Below are 18,184 nucleotides of genomic sequence, written 5' to 3' on the forward strand. Positions count from 1 at the left end.
GGGGGAATTTAATTTTATGAAACGTCAAAATCAGCTTATGCTTTGGATTAGTTTTCTTGTCGTCTGTTTATCGTTAATTGTCCATGGTTTACACCAATTTACCAACTTTGCAGACGATTATCAACTCATTCACGGAAACGTGGCCGCCGCTTCACCAGCGACACTTGCCTGGATTGCCTTGTTACCGTTTGTCTGTTGGATTGCTTCCTCGGGCCTTTATCGGATTCGCCCCAACAGCCCGTCTGTTGCCCTTCTTTTAACGTTGACGTTGACGTTTTCCAGTATGTCGATTGTTGCCGGTGGGAACGGACTGGTCGAGTATCATTTTTCCATCTTCATGGTCCTGGCTTTGATTGCTTATTTCCGCCGGATTGACTTGATTCTCGTCAGCACCGTCCTGTTTGCCGTCCAACATTTCGCCGGCTTCTTTTTTGCTCCGTCTCTGATTTGCGGAACAACCGGGTATCCATTCAGCATCCTCATGATCCATGCTGTCTTCTTGATTTTGACGAGTGTAGCTCTGGTCATCCAAATTGCCGTACAGAATCAGGAACGCTCTGCCTCTTCCCGACGTGAAGCGGACGCGACGACGCTGATGACAAATGCCAGTCAGCAAATCGAAGCTCTGGTCGGTAATTTAAAAACGAATACGAAGCAATTGCGACAGGCAGCCAGTCAGTCTGTTGAAGCAACGAATCAAATCGCGACGGCAATCGCCCCAATCGTCCAGTCCGCTGATGGTCAGCATCAATCGATGCAACACGGAACGGATCAGTTGCATCAGGTCAATGCATCCATCGCATCGATCCAGGCGAAAATGGCGCAGACCGTCACGACGACGGAACATATGACGAAACGTGCGTTGACCGGCAACGAGGAGATGAACCTGATGGATCGCCGGGTCGAGGAAATGGTCAAGTCGACGAACGGTCTGCATACTTCGGTCACGGCCATGGCCAGCCGATCCGATAAAATCCAGAAAATCCTCGCCAGTCTGGAAGCAATCGCCGGACAGACCAATCTGTTGGCGCTGAATGCGGCGATTGAAGCAGCGCGTGCCGGTGATGCCGGACGGGGGTTTGCCGTCGTCGCAACGGAAGTCGGGCACCTCGCCGTCCAGTCCCGGAGTTACGCGAATGAAGTGACGGAAGTCTTACAGGCCCTGATTGCCGATACCGACCAAATCAAGACGACAGCTGCCGGTTACACGAAAACATTGGCTGAAAACCAGGAGATGACCAGCCGTGTCCGTCAGACTTTTTCCGATATCACCCATCTCGTTCAAGAGGTCGAACAGAGTATCGGCTCGATTCAAACAGCCCGTCAAGGAGTCGGTGTTCAAATGCTCGACATCGAACAACGGATGGAAACGACCCGAACGGCTTCGCTCGAAGTCCGTCACGGCATTGAATCGACGGCCGTCTCACTTGAACAACAAACAACCGTTCAACACGAATTTGAGTCCATGACAGAATCTCTCAGTATGATGACGGCGTCGCTCGAATACCTCGTCGATGAATTAACACAACATATGACCCGTTGAAATAACGTTCCTCCCCATCAGGAGGAACTTTTTTTGATTCTTTCGAGGAGTTCTTTCTACCTGTCTCGAATAGACATACAAAAGAAATTCAGTAAAGGGGACGAGTCAAATGCGTAAATCTTTACTGTTTCTAACTTCCTCTGATGTTCAGAATCCGGATGCTGATTTTTCAGATTACCTCTTACATGAACTTTTTAAGCGGATGACGGATGAATACGACGTGACTTGTCTGACTCCGGCGTTTTTTGGCGGGCGTGACGTCGAGTCAATCGGCGGCGTGACGTATATTCGGCGTGGAACATCTGGCAGTTTTTTGTGGCATGTCTTCTGTCAGATCCGGTCTCGTCCTGAGGCATTTGTTTTTTTAGCCAATATTCCGTTTCTTGAATACCTGTTTCAATGGGGTCCCGTTCCACATGCGCGATTTCTGACCCGTTCTTCAACATATCCGATGGCATCCCCTTCTCAGACCAGCTTTGTATTCCACCCCTCCGTTCTGACGGCAGAGAGCGCACAAACAGACCAACCGTTCGTCCGTCTTCCGGAAGGACTGGATTTACTGTCCCCTGAGTCGGCTTGGCTCGAAAAAGAAAAACGGCCGACGTTTGTTTACGTCAGCCGTCCTTCTCAACCAAAAGAATTATTTGATGCCCGCCAAGCTTTCATTGCCGTTTACCAGGAGTTCCCGGAGGTTCAACTCTGGATCATCGGACATTGTCCGACCCGGTTCGACTCATCGATTCCTGAAACGATGCGGCCGCATCTCCATTATCTCGGTGATATGGAACAGGCCGCGCGCAACCGGTATATCAGCCGGGCAACCGCCCTGCTCGTTCCGTCCCGCGAAGATAACTGGGGAATGATCGTCTATGAAGCAGCACGTGTCGGGACACCGGCTGTCGTCTATGAGACACCGGGTCTCTGTGACGCCGTTCAGTACGGCATGACCGGTTATCTGGCTAAAATCAATCACCCCGGCGGTTTAGCTGCAGAAATGCGTTCTTGTCTGCTCGACCAGACAACGTATCAGATGTTACGTTATGCTGCTCATCAATTCTCGACAACGAAACATCATCACGATCTGGAACCACACTTCCGCGAATGGTTACGCACACAACTCTGACATCAGAGCAACTTAATCACTGCTGACGGATCCGTCCGTTTCGTATAATCGTCCGGGACGTCGGCAAATGAAATTTTTCCAGACGGCTGAATGATGAATGTCGCCGGTTTCGGTAACTGCCAGTCTTCATTTCCGTTGTGTCTGGCCACATCGAGCCCCGATGCTTTATACACATCGATTAAATAGTCAGGCATGTTGAACACGAGATCAAACTGGCGGGCAACGACGTTCTCAACGTCACTCAGCACTTGAAATGCCAGATCATTTTTTTCCTGCGTCGACAGCGAGTGGTCCGGTGTTTCCGGACTGATGGCGACAAGTGTCGCTCCGTTTGCCTCGATTTTTCCCAACTCCCGTTGGTAAGCCCGAAGTTCCAAATTACAGTACGGGCACCAGCCGCCCCGGTAAAATGTCACGATGACGGGACCGTTCTGCAACAGGTCTTCAAGCGACACAGATTGACCGGATGCGTTCGGTAATGTGAAACGCGGTGCCTCGTCTCCGACGGTTAATCCTTTTGCTCCGTCTGATGCGGCAAGCTCCGCTGTCGCTTGTGCCATCAACCGTTGTTTTTCTTCCGGTGCTTTTTGACGGAATTGTTTCTGATAGGCTTGAATTTCTTCTAACAATGTAGACATGATCTATCCCCCCTTATGTTTGTCTTACAGCATAACAGGGACTCGAAAATCCGTCTGTCATTTTGCACCATCTGATTTCTTACGGAATTTTTTAATGAAACCCATCAGGCTTTCCGGTGTCAGTTCCAGTTTGTTCTCATAAGCATATTTTGTCCCGTATCCGAGGGCGAGTGTTGCCGTCGAGGCGACCCCTGCACCGATGACGGCGCCATATCCCGGAACCATCTTCGCCAGTTGGCGGAATGCCGTTTTCCCGGAGTTGCCGACAATCGTCACGACCAGTAACTCTTTTGCACTTTCTTTCGAGAGATTCCGTTCATACAGATTCGACAGTTTCAGCATCAGTCCGATTTGAATCGACGTCAACGGAATGATGTCCGCTCCCGGAAACGGTACAGCTCCGATTGCCCCGGCGGCCGTACCGGCTCCGACAATCCAGTTGTTCGCAATTTTCCCCCGCAACGCCGGATCGATCTCGCGAACAAACAGATTATCCTTGTTGAACTTTTTTAAGATGTCGAGCACCTCACGCCGCAAGCGGTCAATATTCGTTCCGTCCAGTGCTGAGACCGGTACGACTTTCGGACCCGGCAGCTGCAACTCGATATGGGACAGAATCGTCGCGAGGTCATTCGTCGCATCGATTTTCGTGACGACGATGACGATGTTTTTATTATGGGCATAAATCTTCTTGAAGTTTTTGGTCTCCGTTTCCGATAAGACGGTCCCGGCGGCGTTTAAGAAATAAAGAATAACATCGGCACTTTGATAAAACTTCCACGTCGTATCCGAGTTCAGGCTGTTTGCATCATTTAATCCCGGTGTATCAACGAAAACGACCTTGTCTTCCGGATGTTGCCGGATTTGATCGATCCGTGTCGTTTCCCCCGGCTTTGCCCCGACGGTCGCTACTTCCCGACCGAGAATCGCATTTAATGTAGAAGATTTACCCGCGTTGACGTCTCCGATCAAGGCGACGGTTACTTCCTGTTCGAGTGATTGATTAAAGTCGCGCCGTTCCGACTCAAACGACTGGTCAAATACTTCTTCGAGTTTTCGTTTCCGTTTCTGTTCGTTGGTCTCAAGACCTTCTCCAAAAAAATCGTCCATGATTATCCCTCCTGAATATACCTGCTCCCGGTCTTTTCCCGTTCTCCATTGAAATCATCCAACAAAAGCGATACGATTAATTATGGATAATGTTACCAAAAATTGAAACGAGGTGCTTTTTATGAAAAAATGGCTCTACATACCACTTGCTGCTCTTGTCTTGACCGGCTGTAACCAAGAACAGGCACAGGAACCGGCTACGAAAAAAGCAGCATCAACCGCCTATACATCGAACCTAAACATTTCTCCCGTAAAGATTACGGAAGGCGAAGAAAAATTTGCGGCGCTCGGTAATCAGCAAATCGGCAGCGTTAAATTAAAGGGCACGTTAAAGACTACACACTGGCTTAAGGGAGTCGAATATCTGCCGAACAAAAAAGAACGTACCCTTTTTACGCTCGAACTCGAACCTAAAAAATACGATACACAAGTCCGCTTCAGTCAATCGTTCTCGGACGATAAAATTCATCTTGGTTTGGACGTGGATGATACAACGGTGCAAGGAGACGATTCCTTCAAGCATCTGGATGACTACATGATCCGGGGAGCCGATTTCCGCTCGCGTGCTTCTGCCGCTACACCTTACAACCTGCTGATGGTTTATCATATGACAACAAAGAACGGAATCCGTGGCTTTAACTTAAACGAAGTGACCCGTCCGGCTGATGTACCGCTCAAAAAAGGTGAACGGATTTTCGGCATCGTCCTATCAAATCAGAAGTAAGGCGTTTGGCGTTTTGTCTCTCGACAAGACGTTTTTTGTTTGTTACCGTAATTCTTTTAAGAAAGGATGTTTTTTCCATGAGAAAATTTTGGATGATCTGCTTACTGACTGCTTTCTCCCTCAGCGGTTGCCTGGCACCTCAAAAAGAAACGGTGACGGTGACACCGCTCAAACTAAAAGCTGGTGAACAAGCTTTTGCTGCTATCAATGATCAGGAGATTGCGGCCTTTCACTTGAAAGGTAAACTCAAGAAACCATATCTTTTGAAAGGCATCGAGTACTTACCCAATCATAAAGAACGGACGCTCTTTTATATGGAAATTCCCGCGAAAACCTATGACTCGACGTTGCGGATCGTCCAATCTTCCTCAAGCAAATCCGTCCGCTTCGGTGCCAATTTGGACGGAGGCAGTTTCCGGGCGCATGAAGACTTAAAGATTAAACCGGATGCCGTCAACACACAAAATCCGTCAAGTGAGTTCACACTCACGGATTATAATGTCCTTTTTCTCCGCCAACTATCAGCAGACGGAAAACTCTCGTCGAATCCGTTTAATGACATTCAGGGGCCCGAAAACGTTACCGTAAAAAAAGGTGAACAGGTTTTTGCTTTCGTTCTGACAAAACAAAACTGATGAACGAAAAAGGAAGACGGATTTGACATCCGCCTTCCCTTTTTACAACTGCTGTTAGATCCGACTTCTGCGCTCCAGTAAAATCGTATCCCGCCAGAAGCCGGCCAATTGTCCGATCCGTTCCCGCCGGCCGACTTCCCGGAAACCAAACCGTTGATGGAGTTTCAGACTGGCCGTGTTTTCCGGAAAGATTTGCGAATGCAGCGTCCAGATGCCGGCTGCTTCACTCGCTTCAATGACAGCTTGCATCAATGCAGTACCGACGCCTTTTCCGCGGAGCTTTTCGTCAATGTATAAACTGACTTCCGCGACTCCTCGATAAGCGGGAATCGACGAAAACGGACTGATTGCGACCCATCCGAGCAACTTTCCGTCTTCTTCCGCTACCAGCCGGCTGTGCTTGTGGTGATGGGCATCCCAGTAATCAAACGGCGGTACTTCCGTCCGAAATGTCGCATTTTGGGTTTCGATTCCCTGTTGGTAAATCCGTCCGACTTCCGGATAATCGGTTGCGGTCATTGCCCGTACGTTCATACTCTCCCACTCCTTATTCAATTGCTATTCGTTTGGAGTTCGACATCGGGTCCGGTTTTCCTGTTAGTCGACCGTAAACGGAATCGGTTGTAATTCAAGTGGTGTATTGACGAGGGTATTGCTGTAACCCGTTTCGAGATAATATTCTTCCCGCGTGTGTTCAGATGGTTCCGGCAGTTGGAACGTCGCCCGGAACGTCTGTTTGTCCGCATCGAGAACCGTGACTTTTGCTTTGATTTCCCGACCGTCCGGTGGTTCTGTTCCCTTCAGTAAATACATCGAGTTACGGATATCAAGCTTCGTATCAAATTGAGACGAGCGGGAATTCGTTGAAAATTCAACGACGACTTGCTCGGATGTTGTCTCAATCGATGTGATTTCCATCTTGAGCAGATGCGTTTCCGACTGCTCGCGGTATGGTAACGGCTTAGTTAGCGGAATTGGTTGTGTCTTTAAATCAATTCGCAAAGAAGGCTGCAACAGATAGCTCCCTTTTGGAATCACATAGTTCCCGAGAATTAACCGTGACTGTTCGACGGCTTCCGTTGCCGTTTTCGTCCGTTTGACAGATTGAGTCGACCATGTCCAGTTACGGATGATTTCCTTACCGAACTGATCGAGCAACGTCATCTCAACACGGGCGCGTTCTTTTTTCGGCGAGCGAGTCGTGTAGTCGAACGAGGTGCTGCCTTTGCCCTGAATCAACCGATCCAGCGTGATATCTGTCCGGTATATCGGATTTTTGACCGTTGTCCCGTAAACTTGTTCAGTGACAGGAAGCCGCTTGACCGGAACGTTGAACGTCCAGTTTCCATGGACGCCGAATACGTCTGTCAACACGACCGGAATCTGGATCTTATCCTGCAGTTTAATTTCACCGAGTGTATATTCAATTCGTGCTTGCCATATCCCTTTGACCTGCTTGAACTGAACCACTTCTTTCGTCTCCGTCCCGGCAAAACGTTGATCTCCTTTAAACAGTTCATATAGCCCTGACCGAATTTCTGGCTTCACATCCGGGACCCCGGTTGCTGTCAGGTTCATCCCGATCGTTGCCCCGTCGTAATAGGCATCGATGACCTGGATATCAATTCCCTGATCACTTGCGACTTGGTGGATGGTGGTCGCGAGTTGTTTTTGACCAATCGCAGTACCGGTATTTTCCTGTTCAAGGAACGGTCGGTACATCTGACCGAGTAACGGTACTTTTGCCATCGCCGTCGCAAAGGACGGGATGACGAATGTCGATGTGATCAACAGTGATGCCGCCAGTCCCGTCGAAACAACCAGACGTCGCAGACGTTTCGGCCGTTTGATTTGTTGCTCGCGCTTCCCCTGCTTTATTCCCTGCCGAATCCGCTCCTGTAAGGCGGCCTGCGGTACCGGAATCTGGTTATACTCCTTTTGAAGATCGTGCTTCGACATAATCGAGTCCCCCCAACTGTTTTTTTAATTCTTCTCGTCCACGTCTCAGGTATGTCTTGACCGTATTCAAGGTGATGCCGATAAACGAAGCAATCTCCTTCATCGGGACATCGTGAAAATAAAAGAGCACCAAAACATCCCGGTATTCTTTTCGCAGGTGCGACAACGCATCAATCAAGTCGAGATGTTCTTCCCGTGAAGATTCCTTCACCGGAATCTGTTCAATGAGATCCGCTACCGCTGTCTGTTGGTTCAGAACACGGTAACAGTTCCGAATCAGAATTTTCGTCAGCCAGGTCACGAAGTATTTGGGTTCTTTGACTTGTCCAATGGAAATGAAGGCTTTGTAGACCGTTTCCTGGACGACGTCGAGCGCATCCTGCTCGTTTTTAACATAGACGTAGGCCGTCCGGTAGAGCTGTTCACTATGTAGGAGAGTCAATTGTTCAAATGCTGCCTCGTCCTGCTTGATGGCACGCCGGACAAGCTCCGTGTGCTCCGTTCGTAAGTCCAATTCCGTCCCCTCCTTTTACTGATTAGAGCGCGGCAGGCATGAAAAGGTTTCAAAAAATATCCAATCCAGCAAAAAAGACCTTAGCGAGGCTAAGATCTTTTAGTTTAAAGCGTATACCGGACCGCCATCTCTTTGCCGAACCGGTCCCCGTAATCGATAAAGCCGAGTCGTCCATACAGCTGATGCGCCACGTGATTATCCGGATGGTAACCGACGACGATACACGCCGCTTGCGGAAGCTGTTGCATTTCCGCAAGCAATAACCGCACTGCTTCCCGGCCGATTCCTGCCCCTGGCGGTGATCAACCATCAACCGGTAAATCCAGTAGCCGTCCAGTTCTTCCCGTTCCGTATTGTACATCAAAAATCCGACTAACTCATCTGCCCGATAAATCGCCCGCATGACGAGCGTCGGCTCAAAACCAGCCTGCGCAATCGAGTAGACGTTCGGTTCTAAAAATCCCTGTTGCTTCGCCGTCAATTCAAGCGCACAGCAGGCTTCCCAGTTCTCGTTCGTGACCGGTCGTAATTCAATCTGCATATCCATTCCCCCGTTTTTTTAAGAAAAGCGGGTTACACGTCGTGCCCCGTTTCCTGTTTTGTTTGCGTCATGTTCACCATGATCGCCCCCTTTCGTGATCTTTTAATTACTATCGGATGGTATCCAAAAGATATTAAGTCCATCTCATTACTTCGATTTTATTTTGAAGTTGTCCAATCTACCTCTTTCGTCCCGAGTAGCGTCACAAGCTGATCAAGTCGCTCAATCGTATAGGTCGGCGTCAGTTCTGCCGAAGCCGCGATATGACCGGGATTAAACCAACATGTCGCAATTCCTGCCGAGATGCCGCCCTGGATGTCTGCCGTCAACGAGTCGCCGATGATCAACGTCTGATCGCGCGTCGCGTCCGGAATCCGGTCAAATAGGTAGTCAAAAAAGGCTGCCATCGGTTTTTGATAGCCAGTTTCTTCCGAGACAAAAATTCTGTCAAAATAAGGAGCCAGACCGGATCCCGTCAGCCGTGCCCGTTGCGTCGCTGCGACACCGTTCGTTACGACGTACAGCTGATACTTTCCTTTCAGCGCATCGAGAAGTTCGATTGCTCCTTCGATCAATTCCGTTCCCTGACTTAAATAGGTGCGGTAGCGTGTATCCATCCGGCTGCCGTCGACCGTCCGGCTCTGTTCGGCAAAAAACGTCACGAATCGTGACGTAATCACTTCATCCCGTGTCACTTCTCCCCGTTCGAGCGCTTTCCATAAAGATTGGTTAATGGTCCGGTACCGGGCTTCCCGCTCGTCCGTCCACTCAAGCTGTTCGTCTTCAAACAACTGGCGTAATGCAGCACGTTCCGTCGCATCAAAATCAAGCAAGGTATGATCGATATCAAATAATAGTGTCGTGTAATTCATGTATTAAGCTCCTTTTCGTAACATCCGTCGTTCGGTCAATTTGCCGCCTAGCTGGAATAATAAAACACCGCCGCCGATCAAAACAACACCGACAGCTTTCGTCCAGGTGAACGGAACTTGATCGAGTCCGAACCAGCCGAGTGTGTCCCATAACAACGCAAACAGAATTTGCGAAACCATGACGATCGAGATCGCGTAACTCGGTCCGAGCTGTTGCACCCCTTGCGTTACGCACAAAACAACGCCGACGCCGATAATGCCGCTGAACCAAAACCACGGTTGCATCCCGCTCATGGAAAAGAGACCCCCGCCTTCCACAAGCAGTCCGATCGTCAGCGAGGCAAGGAACCCAAGTCCGAGAACAAGTGTCGTCGTCGCCCATGCTCCGACCCGCTCCTTGACTTTGGCATTAAACGTATTTTGAATACAAACCATCATCCCGCCGAATAAGGCGAGGACAATTCCAAGTGTCATCTTTTCTCCTCCTCACTCATAAATACTTTCGCCGACCCGTTCCGTCAAACCCTCCCGGTCGATAATCGTAATCGTCCGATTCGTCCGTTCAATCAAGCCGTCCTGACTGAACTGACGCAGGACACGATTCAGGTGACGGTAACTTGTTCCGATCAGGTCCGCCGCATCAACCAGATCACTGACCGGTAAGGTCGGTGTTTCCGGTGTCATCGACAAGAGATAACTCGCAAGCCGGACCTCGACCGGATACAACAGATTAAAGCTCATCGAGTGTGATTTCAGCTCAAACTTCATCGTAATCGTCTCAAGTAAAAATCGGAGAAATGCCGGATTGTCAGCGCCCTTTTGCTCCAGTGCCGCATAAGAAATGCTGACGGCTTTGACCGGTGTGACGGCTTCAACCGTATTCATCAATGGTGTCCGGCGGACGTATTCAATATCGCCGACCAGATCAAACGGATGCTTAAAGGATAAGACAAGCCGTTTTCCGGTCGCCGACATATGGGTAATCTTCAGTTTCCCCTCGAGTAACAAGTACATCCGGTCCGCTGCGTCCCCTTGACGGCACAGCCAGTCGCCGGCTTGAAAAGCGACCGGTTGTAAATGATCACGCAATCCGCCGGCAAACACTTCCGTCAATTGAAACCGGTCCAAATAGTTGTCCAATTGTGCTTGTTCCACGTTAGTGCCCCCCTTACCATTTCAAAATCAGCACGCCGCCGATCATCATCAAAATGCCAATCACTTGCGGCAGCTGGAGCCTCCGTTTGATCATCCCGAACCAACCATTCCAATCAATCACAAGCGCCAGTCCAAGCTGGGCAATTAGGAATAAAGAAATCGTCAACGTCACCCCCATCAAATGAACGGCCGTCATGTTACTGAATAAGACCGCTGCTGCAAGTGCCCCACCGGATAAATACAATACTTTCACATCTTTCATCTGCCGGAATGTCCGGTCGCGTAAAATCAACGTAATCAGTAACGCAACGACAAAACCGGTCATCTGCGTCAACGTCGCCGCTTGCCAAGTGCCGATACCATTACTGATCCGGGCGTTCGCGACGCTTTGCAACGTCAGAAAAAAACCGCCGCTGATTGCAAAAAGAATACCACGCATACTGGTTCCTCCTCTCTCCTATTTTCCTCTCTTTATTTAAACGGAGTCTTCCTGAATGATAAAGGACATTTGTCCTGAATGGAAACTCATCCCTTTATCCATGAAAAACCGCCTCGTCGTCAGACAGGCGGTACAGGTTTAAATTTTCTTCACAAACTCCGACTTCAACTTCATCGCACCGAGTCCATCAATTTTGCAATCGATATCATGATCCCCGTCGACGAGACGGATTCCTTTGACACGTGTCCCTTGCTTGACGACGAGCGACGTGCCCTTTACTTTTAAGTCTTTGATGACCGTAATCGTATCCCCATCATTCAAGACATTGCCGTTTACATCCCGGATGACAGTGGACTCTTCTGCCGCTGCCGCGTCATCCGCCGTCCATTCATGGGCGCATTCCGGACACACGAATACATTCCCGTCTTCATATGTATACGCTGAGCCGCAGTTCGGACAATTCGGATAGTCGTTCATTTTAATTCCTCCTGTACTTGATCGATTCTTCCACTTGATTATAACAGCGATTTTCCACAAGGAATCTGTTTTTCGACATGACAAAGAGGACAGATACTAAGATCTGTCCCCTGTCCTCATTCGAAAACTGGCTGCAAAGTCAGTTCTCACAGTTATTCATTTTCGAGCTTTTTAATCGCTTCATCGAGTTTTTCCTGATCTTCATCCGTCAGTTTCGGATACTGCGGATCGATTTCACGTAAGACGTCATTCATGACTTCCGTCACGATGTAACGGGTGAACCATTCGTCATCGGCCGGCAGGACATGCCACGGTGCATGTTCCGTTGATGTGTGCGAAACGAGTTCAGCAAAAATATCCTGGTATTCGTCCCAATGCTCCCGTTCCTCGACATCACTGAACGAAAACTCAAAGTTTTTCTTCGGATCTTTAATCCGTTCAAGCAATCGTTTTTTCTGCTCGTCTTTTGAAACATTAAACAGAAACTTCACGACGCGGAAACCGTTCTCGACGAGATACCGTTCAAAGTCATTGATTTGGCGGTACCGCATCTTCCAGACATCCTGGTCGTCCGGCACTTCCTCGTCTTCCAGCAAATCATGAATCCGTGGTGCAATGACTTCCTCATAATACGACCGGTTTAAAATACCGACTTCGCCTTTTTCCGGCAAGCCTTCGTGAATCCGCCACAGATAGTCATGCTTTTGCTCCGTATCGGACGGTTTTTTGACGGACAACGTCCGCAGACCTTGGGCATTGAGGTTCGAGAAAATATAGCTGATCGCTTCATCTTTTCCGCCGGCATCGATGGCCTGCAGGATGACAAGAACGCCGTTTTTTTCTTCCGCATGCAGACGCCAATGCAGTTCTTTTAGTTCTTCGACGCTTTTCGGAATGTGCTGATCCAGTAACTCGTCTTCGGCAATCCGGTTTTCATCTGACGTTGGATAATCCGATAACTGAATTGATTCACCCGGTGTGACACGGTATTTTTTTATGTCCATGGTAATCCCCCTCGTTTTAAGTACATAAGGGATATTTACCCAAAGCGCCTCAGAAAGAAACGTTCAGATGAACTTATTCTTGAACGAGTTTCCGTAAGCCATCCTTTAGGGAAACCGGTGACCGACCGAGAATCCGTTCGAAGTCCTGACTCTCAACGGCCAGTGTGCCGGCTGCAATGCCTTCCTGAATCGACTGTAACATCGGCAGTAAAAATTCCGGAACTCCCGCCTTCTGCATGATTGCCGTATAAGTCGCGCTGTCGACTTGCTTCACCTGTACCGGGCGCCCGAGAACCTGTCCGAGTGCTTCTGCGATATCTTGTTGTGTGTGCAGAGGTCCCGACAGTTCATAAATAGACTGTTCCGGTTTCGGATCGACCAGCACCGTCGCAATCGCTTCCGCATAGTCTTCCTGCAATGCCCAGCCGACTTTGCCGTTCCCGGCACTCGTCAACCAATCCTGGCCGGCACGGACGGCATCGATCGTCGACTGTTCATTCTCTAGGTACCAGTTGTTGCGGAAAAACAGGAATGGAATCCCCGTCTCGCGAATCAACTGTTCCGTCACCTGATGGGTGCGGGCCAAGAAGTTTTGACTGGCTTCCGCGTTGGCGATACTCGTGTAAGCAATCAAGCCGACTCCCGCTGCTTTAGCTGCCTCGACAGCTGCCGTATGTTGACGGATTCGTGTCGCCTCTTCGCCGTCGGTCGAAATGAGCAAGAGCCGGTCGACGCCCGCAAACGTTTCTTGCAGCGTATCCGGTTTATCAAAATCACCATGACGCACTTCAACACCGCGCGATGCTAAATCCGATGCTTTTTTCGGATCACGGACGCTGACAATCAGATCTTCTGCTACGATTTTCGTTAAGAGATACTCAACAATTTTAGTTCCTAATTTTCCGGTTGCACCGGTCACAAGTAATTTCATGGACGTAAGCTCCTTTTTTAATAAGTTTCTACCTGTATCCAATTGTATTACAGGTGGTACACTGTGAGGAGTAGGCACTTTTTCGATACCAGGTCATACAAACCGAACTATAGGAGGAATTCCCGATGAATCCAGCTTCGACAACCGACTCCCCTCTCTCACAACGGACGGCGTGTCCCGTTACACGAGCTCAGACCATCATGGCCGGCAAATGGAAAATCGTCCTGCTTTGGCATCTCAGTACCGGAACAAAACGGTTTCACGAACTGGAACACCTGTTGCCGGGGATTTCAAAAGGGATTTTAACACGGCAATTACGGGAGCTTGAGGCCGACTGCATGATCGACCGAAAAGTGTACCGGGAAGTCCCACAAAAAGTCGAATACTCGTTAACTGACACGGGACGCAGTTTTCTGCCGATCCTCGATCAGATGGCCGCTTGGAGCAGTCAGCACTTTCCGGCTGATCCCGGGTCCTGATTATTAAAAGAGCGACTTCCACTGACGGAAATCGCTCTTTTTCTTACTCATTGTTCGGTCAAAACCGCTTTGAAGTGCGCATCCATCGCAGATGCAACACGCAACCCGGAAATGACGGCACTTTCGACCCGTGTCCACCCGGACGTATCTTGCGGATCGAGGAACGCATCTCCCGCCAGCCAGAGCGGATGCTGCTCAAGTTTCAGATAAGGCGTGCGGAAGACGTCACGTGCCTGCGCATATCGCCAACGCTTCAGTTGCTTCGAAACTAATTGGACCGGTCCGAGTTGTTCCTGCAACAGCCGTTCGATTTCCGCCAGTGTCTCGTCTTCTCCTTTGTCGTACCACACCTCGCTCCAGTCACCGGCCATGTAGACACTCAGGAGCGGAGTCACCGACACTTCTTTTTGCGCATTGTTGACGATTTTCAGGATTCCGGATGGCAAATCCTCATCGAGCAGACCGACTTCCCCGAGGTCGGTCGATTTCTCCAGTTCAAATAATCCGACGAACGTCGGCTCAAACGTCACTTTCCCGAGACGGGCATGGTCGGACTCCACCAGCATTAACGGTGAAGCTGAGAGCAGGTCATAGGCTTGCGGAACCGGGGCCGTCAGCAGAATCGCATCATACGTCCGTGTTTCTGCCGCTGCCGTAGTCTGAAGAGCCGGTCCTTCTGCCAAAATCCGTTCGACCTGTTCATTTAAATGAACCGGAATCCCGCGGGCAATTGACTGGACGAGCTGATTCATCCCGTTGACCGCGACATACCGCGGAAAATCATCCCCGAACCATTTTCGGATCAGGCCTTGCTCGAGCCACTCGTCGACTTCCTGCGCCAACTCGTCCGTCCGGACCGTAAAGAAGACGGCTCCATGATCCGCTGTCCCCTCGTCAATCCGTCTCGTTGCCATCCGTCCCCCGACACTTTGGCTTTTTTCGATGATCTCGACCGCATAACCTTCCGTCATCAATTGCCGGGCTGCAAACACGCCCGCGATTCCGCCGCCGATAATCCCAATCCGTTTTTGTTGTTCCATCCGAACTTCCCCCTCTACCTGCATCATTTCTACAAGTATAGCGGTTCCTACGTCAGACGACGTCTTTTAACGTTCTTCGAATATGCTCGTTCGTTCTAGTTCCATAAGTACACGGGCAAGATTTTTATTGAAAAACAGCTGATGACGGTCCAGTCCGCGCTGCACACACCAGCCGATTCCCGTCAGCGCTTCAAACAGACGGTAATATGGCAAGTAGACTTCAATCGGCTCCGGTTCCCTTACTTGTCCGTATCCCTGTTGATAGGCATCAAACAAATCGGATTCGCCTTCGAACACATCCCGGTCAAGTTTCGTAAAATCAATTTCCGTCGCTCCGAAACGTGAGGTCTCAAAGTCAATCAATCCAGTGAGGTTTCCCCCGTCTGCGAGCAAGTTGCCGAGCCGGAAATCAAGATGGACCGCGACAGGGCGGGACGGCTCCGGCAATTCACGTTCACGCCGCTTCAATTCTGTAAAGGCTGCCTGATACAGATCCGGTGACAGCGCCTGGCGAATCGTCGGTTCGAACGACGTCATTTTTGCATTCCGGAAGACACGCCAGTCCTGTGAGGTAAAGGCGGTAAAGCCGTTCTCCTCAAAATCGCCGTACCTCTCACCCGTACACGTATGGAGTGTTGCGTGAAGTCGGCCGATTTGCGAGACCAATTCTGGTGTCACTTTCTCAATCGTCGAACCGGCAAGTGCTTCGAGCACAAACGCACCCGTCGTCTGTTTGGTTGGTCGCGCCGCCATGAGAATTTTCGGCACGGCGACACGACTGTCCAAATACGTTAACCAGCCGTGTTCCCGGTACCATTTGTCTGCCGTATAGGGACGCTTTAAAAAGACGGTCCGTCCGTCGCGCAGTACCAACCGGTCGACATCTGAACTGTACGAATCGGTCACGGGAAAAATCTCTGCGACATCGAGACCAAACGCTTGAATCCATTCTTCACGGGTCATGAGGGTTCCCCCAATCGTTTTTCGAGGATTTCACCGGGTAATCCGTCAATCGGTCCGAGATACGTCGAACGGAATCCAAGCTTCGTCAAAATCTTTTTCGACGCCGTATGATTCGGATCAATCGTTGCCGTGACGACTGTCAATTCATGTTCCTTCGCCAGTTCTAGCAGGCGGGAAGCGAGTGAGGACGCATACCCGTGCCCACACTGTTCCGGCAATAGCATATAGCCGAGTTCCGCTTCAAACGGTTGCCGTGTATCGCGTGTGATATGACCGATCCCGATCCACGTCCCGTCCTGATAGACGAGATATGATCCAAGACGGTCATGCCGTTGCTGTTCCATGATTGACGCAAACCGCCGCTTCGCCTCTGCTTTCGTTAAAGGGTGTTCTGTAATGTAGCGCATGACCCGCTCATCCGTGACAAGCGTTTCGTAAGCCGGATAATCCGCTTCGTCCATCTTTCGCAGTTCAATCATGCAGTCACCCCTTTTATCTATACTGATGATGAATCGGTTCAAATAACTTTTCCGTCGAAGGACGGACCATCGCAAAGTGTTCGACATTGTAGTGTCCGTGCAAGACCTGATTATGATGGGCAATCATTTGTTCCGCCGATAAGACGTCGGAACCGTTCGTCGTATGTCCGTCAGCGACGAGCGTCACGTCAAACCCGTTGACGGTCGCACTGCGGACTGCCGTATCGATACAGTGTTCCGTCTTACACCCGAGGATGACGACATGTTCGACCCGGTGCTGCTTTAAATAGTCCAGCAACGGTGTTCCATGGAACGAGTTCGTGGCCGCTTTATCAAACGTGACCGCCTGCTCCGGAATCTGAATCGACGAATGCACTGCAAACCCTTCCCCTTGTCCATTCGCGACATCGAGATCCCGGATGAAGATCATGACATGTCCCTCATTGTCTGCTTCCTGTACGACCTGATTGATCACTTGAATCATGTTTTCTTTCGCATGGACGCCGGACTCTTCCGCTGCCCCTTCGACGAGATCCTGTTGAAAATCAATAACGAGCACCGCTTGTCGCATTTGCCTGTCCCTCCTTTTAAGTTCTTTACTTCCCTCTTTTCCCTTTCCGGTTGAAAAATCCTGTTTTTCATCAGCAATTTCAAGTCTTAATGAAACTTTTTGTCTGCCGGATGCGTTGAATAAGGCGACGGAAAGGATGTTATGTATGGAATTAGTCCCGCTCTTTTTTGTAACGTTCATCATCGTCTTGGCTGTAAATCTGTTTCTCGACAAGATGATCATGAACCGCGAAATGACACGACCTGTTTTTTTGAAAAATCTGCTGATTTGCTTCTTGATTTCGCTGGTTCTGTTAAACGTCTTTTACTTACAATCTTTGATGAGCTGAACAATAAGACCGTCCACTTGAATCAAGTGAACGGTCTTATTTCATTCAATAGACTTCATAATTTTGCCCGGTCTGTGCCCCTTCGACACTTTTTTCAAACGCTGTCGCGACACGCGATGCCGGAACGGCTTCGAAACCGCGGAAAAATGGTCCGTACTTGTCGAGCGACTCAATCAGGACATTCGGACTGACACTGTTGATCCGGATCCCCCGCGGCATTTCAATCGCTGCCGCATGGACAAATGCTTTGACGCCACCATTTGCAAGGGCCGCCGACGCGCCTTGTCGAATCGGATCGTCCATCATGATGCCGGTCGTCAATGTGAAACTGCCGCCGTCGCGGACGGCGTCCAGTCCAAGCAACACCAGATTAACCTGCCCTTTCAGTTTGCTGTCGATTCCGATCTGATTCAACGCTGGTGTCAAATCCGTCAATGGTCCGAAATGCGCCCCGCCGGTTGCACTGATGACGGCATCGACCGGACCGACCGTTTCATACATCGAACGGATACTGTCTTCCGACGTGATGTCGACCTGGACATCCATCCCTGTCCGTCCGGCCCGGATGATCTCGTGCCGCTCGCTTAATTGCGCGACGACGGCTTGCCCGACTGTGCCGCTCGCTCCGACTACTAAAATTCTCATCTGTTTATCCCCCT

Annotated in this window: 23 protein-coding genes and 1 pseudogene; 6 read left to right on the forward strand and 18 right to left on the reverse strand. The window is 50.0% G+C overall.

What is annotated here, in order from left to right; translation table 11 throughout:
• The first annotated feature begins 16 nt into the window (after positions 1-16).
• Entirely contained in the window at positions 17-1,543 is a 1,527-nt protein-coding gene (locus KNQ07_RS11190) for a methyl-accepting chemotaxis protein (RefSeq protein ID WP_214766695.1), read from the forward strand.
• Between the two features lie 109 nt (positions 1,544-1,652).
• Positions 1,653-2,666 (forward strand): glycosyltransferase family 4 protein, encoded by a 1,014-nt coding sequence (locus KNQ07_RS11195; protein ID WP_214766696.1) that lies wholly within the window; start codon positions 1,653-1,655, stop codon positions 2,664-2,666.
• 2 nt (positions 2,667-2,668) lie between these two features.
• On the opposite strand, the gene KNQ07_RS11200 is transcribed toward KNQ07_RS11195, so the two are convergent.
• Both KNQ07_RS11200 and KNQ07_RS11205 read right to left on the reverse strand, forming a co-directional pair.
• Positions 2,669-3,304 carry a peroxiredoxin-like family protein gene (locus KNQ07_RS11200; RefSeq protein WP_214766698.1) on the reverse strand — a complete coding sequence of 212 codons (636 nt, stop codon included), beginning with the start codon at positions 3,302-3,304 and terminating at the stop codon, positions 2,669-2,671.
• 57 nt (positions 3,305-3,361) lie between these two features.
• Positions 3,362-4,414: a YcjF family protein gene (locus tag KNQ07_RS11205; RefSeq protein WP_012369081.1), complete on the reverse strand. Its 1,053-nt coding sequence runs from the start codon at positions 4,412-4,414 to the stop codon at positions 3,362-3,364.
• 121 nt (positions 4,415-4,535) lie between these two features.
• On the opposite strand from KNQ07_RS11205, the gene KNQ07_RS11210 reads away from it, so the two are divergent.
• Positions 4,536-5,138 (forward strand): hypothetical protein, encoded by a 603-nt coding sequence (locus KNQ07_RS11210; protein WP_214766700.1) that lies wholly within the window; start codon positions 4,536-4,538, stop codon positions 5,136-5,138.
• A gap of 77 nt (positions 5,139-5,215) precedes the next feature.
• Entirely contained in the window at positions 5,216-5,773 is a 558-nt protein-coding gene (locus tag KNQ07_RS11215; protein WP_012369079.1) for a hypothetical protein, read from the forward strand.
• Positions 5,774-5,827: 54 nt separating this feature from the next.
• On the opposite strand, the gene KNQ07_RS11220 is transcribed toward KNQ07_RS11215, so the two are convergent.
• The 11 genes and pseudogenes from KNQ07_RS11220 to KNQ07_RS11270 form a co-directional block, all read right to left on the reverse strand.
• Positions 5,828-6,307 (reverse strand): GNAT family N-acetyltransferase, encoded by a 480-nt coding sequence (locus KNQ07_RS11220; protein WP_214766702.1) that lies wholly within the window; start codon positions 6,305-6,307, stop codon positions 5,828-5,830.
• A gap of 63 nt (positions 6,308-6,370) precedes the next feature.
• Positions 6,371-7,732, reverse strand: a complete 1,362-nt coding sequence (locus tag KNQ07_RS11225) for a DUF4179 domain-containing protein (protein ID WP_214766704.1) — start codon at positions 7,730-7,732, stop codon at positions 6,371-6,373.
• On the reverse strand, positions 7,701-8,246 hold the full coding sequence (locus KNQ07_RS11230) for a sigma-70 family RNA polymerase sigma factor (RefSeq protein WP_214766706.1): 546 nt from the start codon (positions 8,244-8,246) through the stop codon (positions 7,701-7,703). The genes KNQ07_RS11225 and KNQ07_RS11230 overlap by 32 nt, the downstream gene beginning before the upstream one ends.
• Positions 8,247-8,350: 104 nt before the next feature.
• Positions 8,351-8,787, reverse strand: a pseudogene (locus KNQ07_RS11235) (GNAT family N-acetyltransferase).
• A gap of 158 nt (positions 8,788-8,945) precedes the next feature.
• Positions 8,946-9,659 carry a YjjG family noncanonical pyrimidine nucleotidase gene (locus KNQ07_RS11240; RefSeq protein WP_214766708.1) on the reverse strand — a complete coding sequence of 238 codons (714 nt, stop codon included), beginning with the start codon at positions 9,657-9,659 and terminating at the stop codon, positions 8,946-8,948.
• Positions 9,660-9,662: 3 nt separating this feature from the next.
• On the reverse strand, positions 9,663-10,133 hold the full coding sequence (locus KNQ07_RS11245; protein ID WP_214766710.1) for a DMT family transporter: 471 nt from the start codon (positions 10,131-10,133) through the stop codon (positions 9,663-9,665).
• Positions 10,134-10,145: 12 nt separating this feature from the next.
• A complete protein-coding gene (locus KNQ07_RS11250; protein ID WP_214766712.1) occupies positions 10,146-10,814 on the reverse strand; it encodes a Crp/Fnr family transcriptional regulator in 669 nt (222 codons plus the stop codon).
• A gap of 13 nt (positions 10,815-10,827) precedes the next feature.
• Positions 10,828-11,253, reverse strand: a complete 426-nt coding sequence (locus KNQ07_RS11255; protein WP_012369071.1) for a DMT family transporter — start codon at positions 11,251-11,253, stop codon at positions 10,828-10,830.
• Between the two features lie 138 nt (positions 11,254-11,391).
• Positions 11,392-11,730: a zinc ribbon domain-containing protein YjdM gene (locus KNQ07_RS11260; RefSeq protein ID WP_214766714.1), complete on the reverse strand. Its 339-nt coding sequence runs from the start codon at positions 11,728-11,730 to the stop codon at positions 11,392-11,394.
• Between the two features lie 152 nt (positions 11,731-11,882).
• Positions 11,883-12,734, reverse strand: a complete 852-nt coding sequence (locus KNQ07_RS11265) for a PPK2 family polyphosphate kinase (RefSeq protein WP_214766716.1) — start codon at positions 12,732-12,734, stop codon at positions 11,883-11,885.
• A gap of 73 nt (positions 12,735-12,807) precedes the next feature.
• Positions 12,808-13,665, reverse strand: coding sequence for an SDR family oxidoreductase (locus KNQ07_RS11270; protein WP_214766718.1), 858 nt, complete (start codon positions 13,663-13,665; stop codon positions 12,808-12,810).
• 125 nt (positions 13,666-13,790) lie between these two features.
• On the opposite strand from KNQ07_RS11270, the gene KNQ07_RS11275 reads away from it, so the two are divergent.
• Positions 13,791-14,144 (forward strand): winged helix-turn-helix transcriptional regulator, encoded by a 354-nt coding sequence (locus KNQ07_RS11275; RefSeq protein ID WP_214766720.1) that lies wholly within the window; start codon positions 13,791-13,793, stop codon positions 14,142-14,144.
• A gap of 47 nt (positions 14,145-14,191) precedes the next feature.
• Here KNQ07_RS11275 and KNQ07_RS11280 read toward each other — a convergent pair whose 3' ends face one another.
• From KNQ07_RS11280 to KNQ07_RS11295, 4 genes are all read right to left on the reverse strand, one after another.
• On the reverse strand, positions 14,192-15,184 hold the full coding sequence (locus KNQ07_RS11280; RefSeq protein ID WP_214766722.1) for an NAD(P)/FAD-dependent oxidoreductase: 993 nt from the start codon (positions 15,182-15,184) through the stop codon (positions 14,192-14,194).
• 66 nt (positions 15,185-15,250) lie between these two features.
• Positions 15,251-16,147: a phosphotransferase enzyme family protein gene (locus tag KNQ07_RS11285; protein ID WP_214766724.1), complete on the reverse strand. Its 897-nt coding sequence runs from the start codon at positions 16,145-16,147 to the stop codon at positions 15,251-15,253.
• Positions 16,144-16,626: a GNAT family N-acetyltransferase gene (locus tag KNQ07_RS11290; RefSeq protein ID WP_214766726.1), complete on the reverse strand. Its 483-nt coding sequence runs from the start codon at positions 16,624-16,626 to the stop codon at positions 16,144-16,146. The genes KNQ07_RS11285 and KNQ07_RS11290 overlap by 4 nt, the downstream gene beginning before the upstream one ends.
• Positions 16,627-16,639: 13 nt before the next feature.
• Complete coding sequence (locus KNQ07_RS11295) at positions 16,640-17,197, reverse strand: isochorismatase family protein (protein WP_214766728.1); 558 nt, start codon at positions 17,195-17,197, stop codon at positions 16,640-16,642.
• Between the two features lie 145 nt (positions 17,198-17,342).
• On the opposite strand from KNQ07_RS11295, the gene KNQ07_RS11300 reads away from it, so the two are divergent.
• Entirely contained in the window at positions 17,343-17,525 is a 183-nt protein-coding gene (locus KNQ07_RS11300) for a hypothetical protein (RefSeq protein ID WP_012369057.1), read from the forward strand.
• Between the two features lie 45 nt (positions 17,526-17,570).
• Here KNQ07_RS11300 and KNQ07_RS11305 read toward each other — a convergent pair whose 3' ends face one another.
• Complete coding sequence (locus KNQ07_RS11305) at positions 17,571-18,170, reverse strand: short chain dehydrogenase (protein ID WP_214766730.1); 600 nt, start codon at positions 18,168-18,170, stop codon at positions 17,571-17,573.
• Between the last annotated feature and the right edge of the window lie 14 nt (positions 18,171-18,184).

Origin of the sequence: Exiguobacterium sp. s145, assembly GCF_018618835.1 — a bacterium.
GTDB lineage: Bacteria > Bacillota > Bacilli > Exiguobacteriales > Exiguobacteriaceae > Exiguobacterium_A > Exiguobacterium_A artemiae.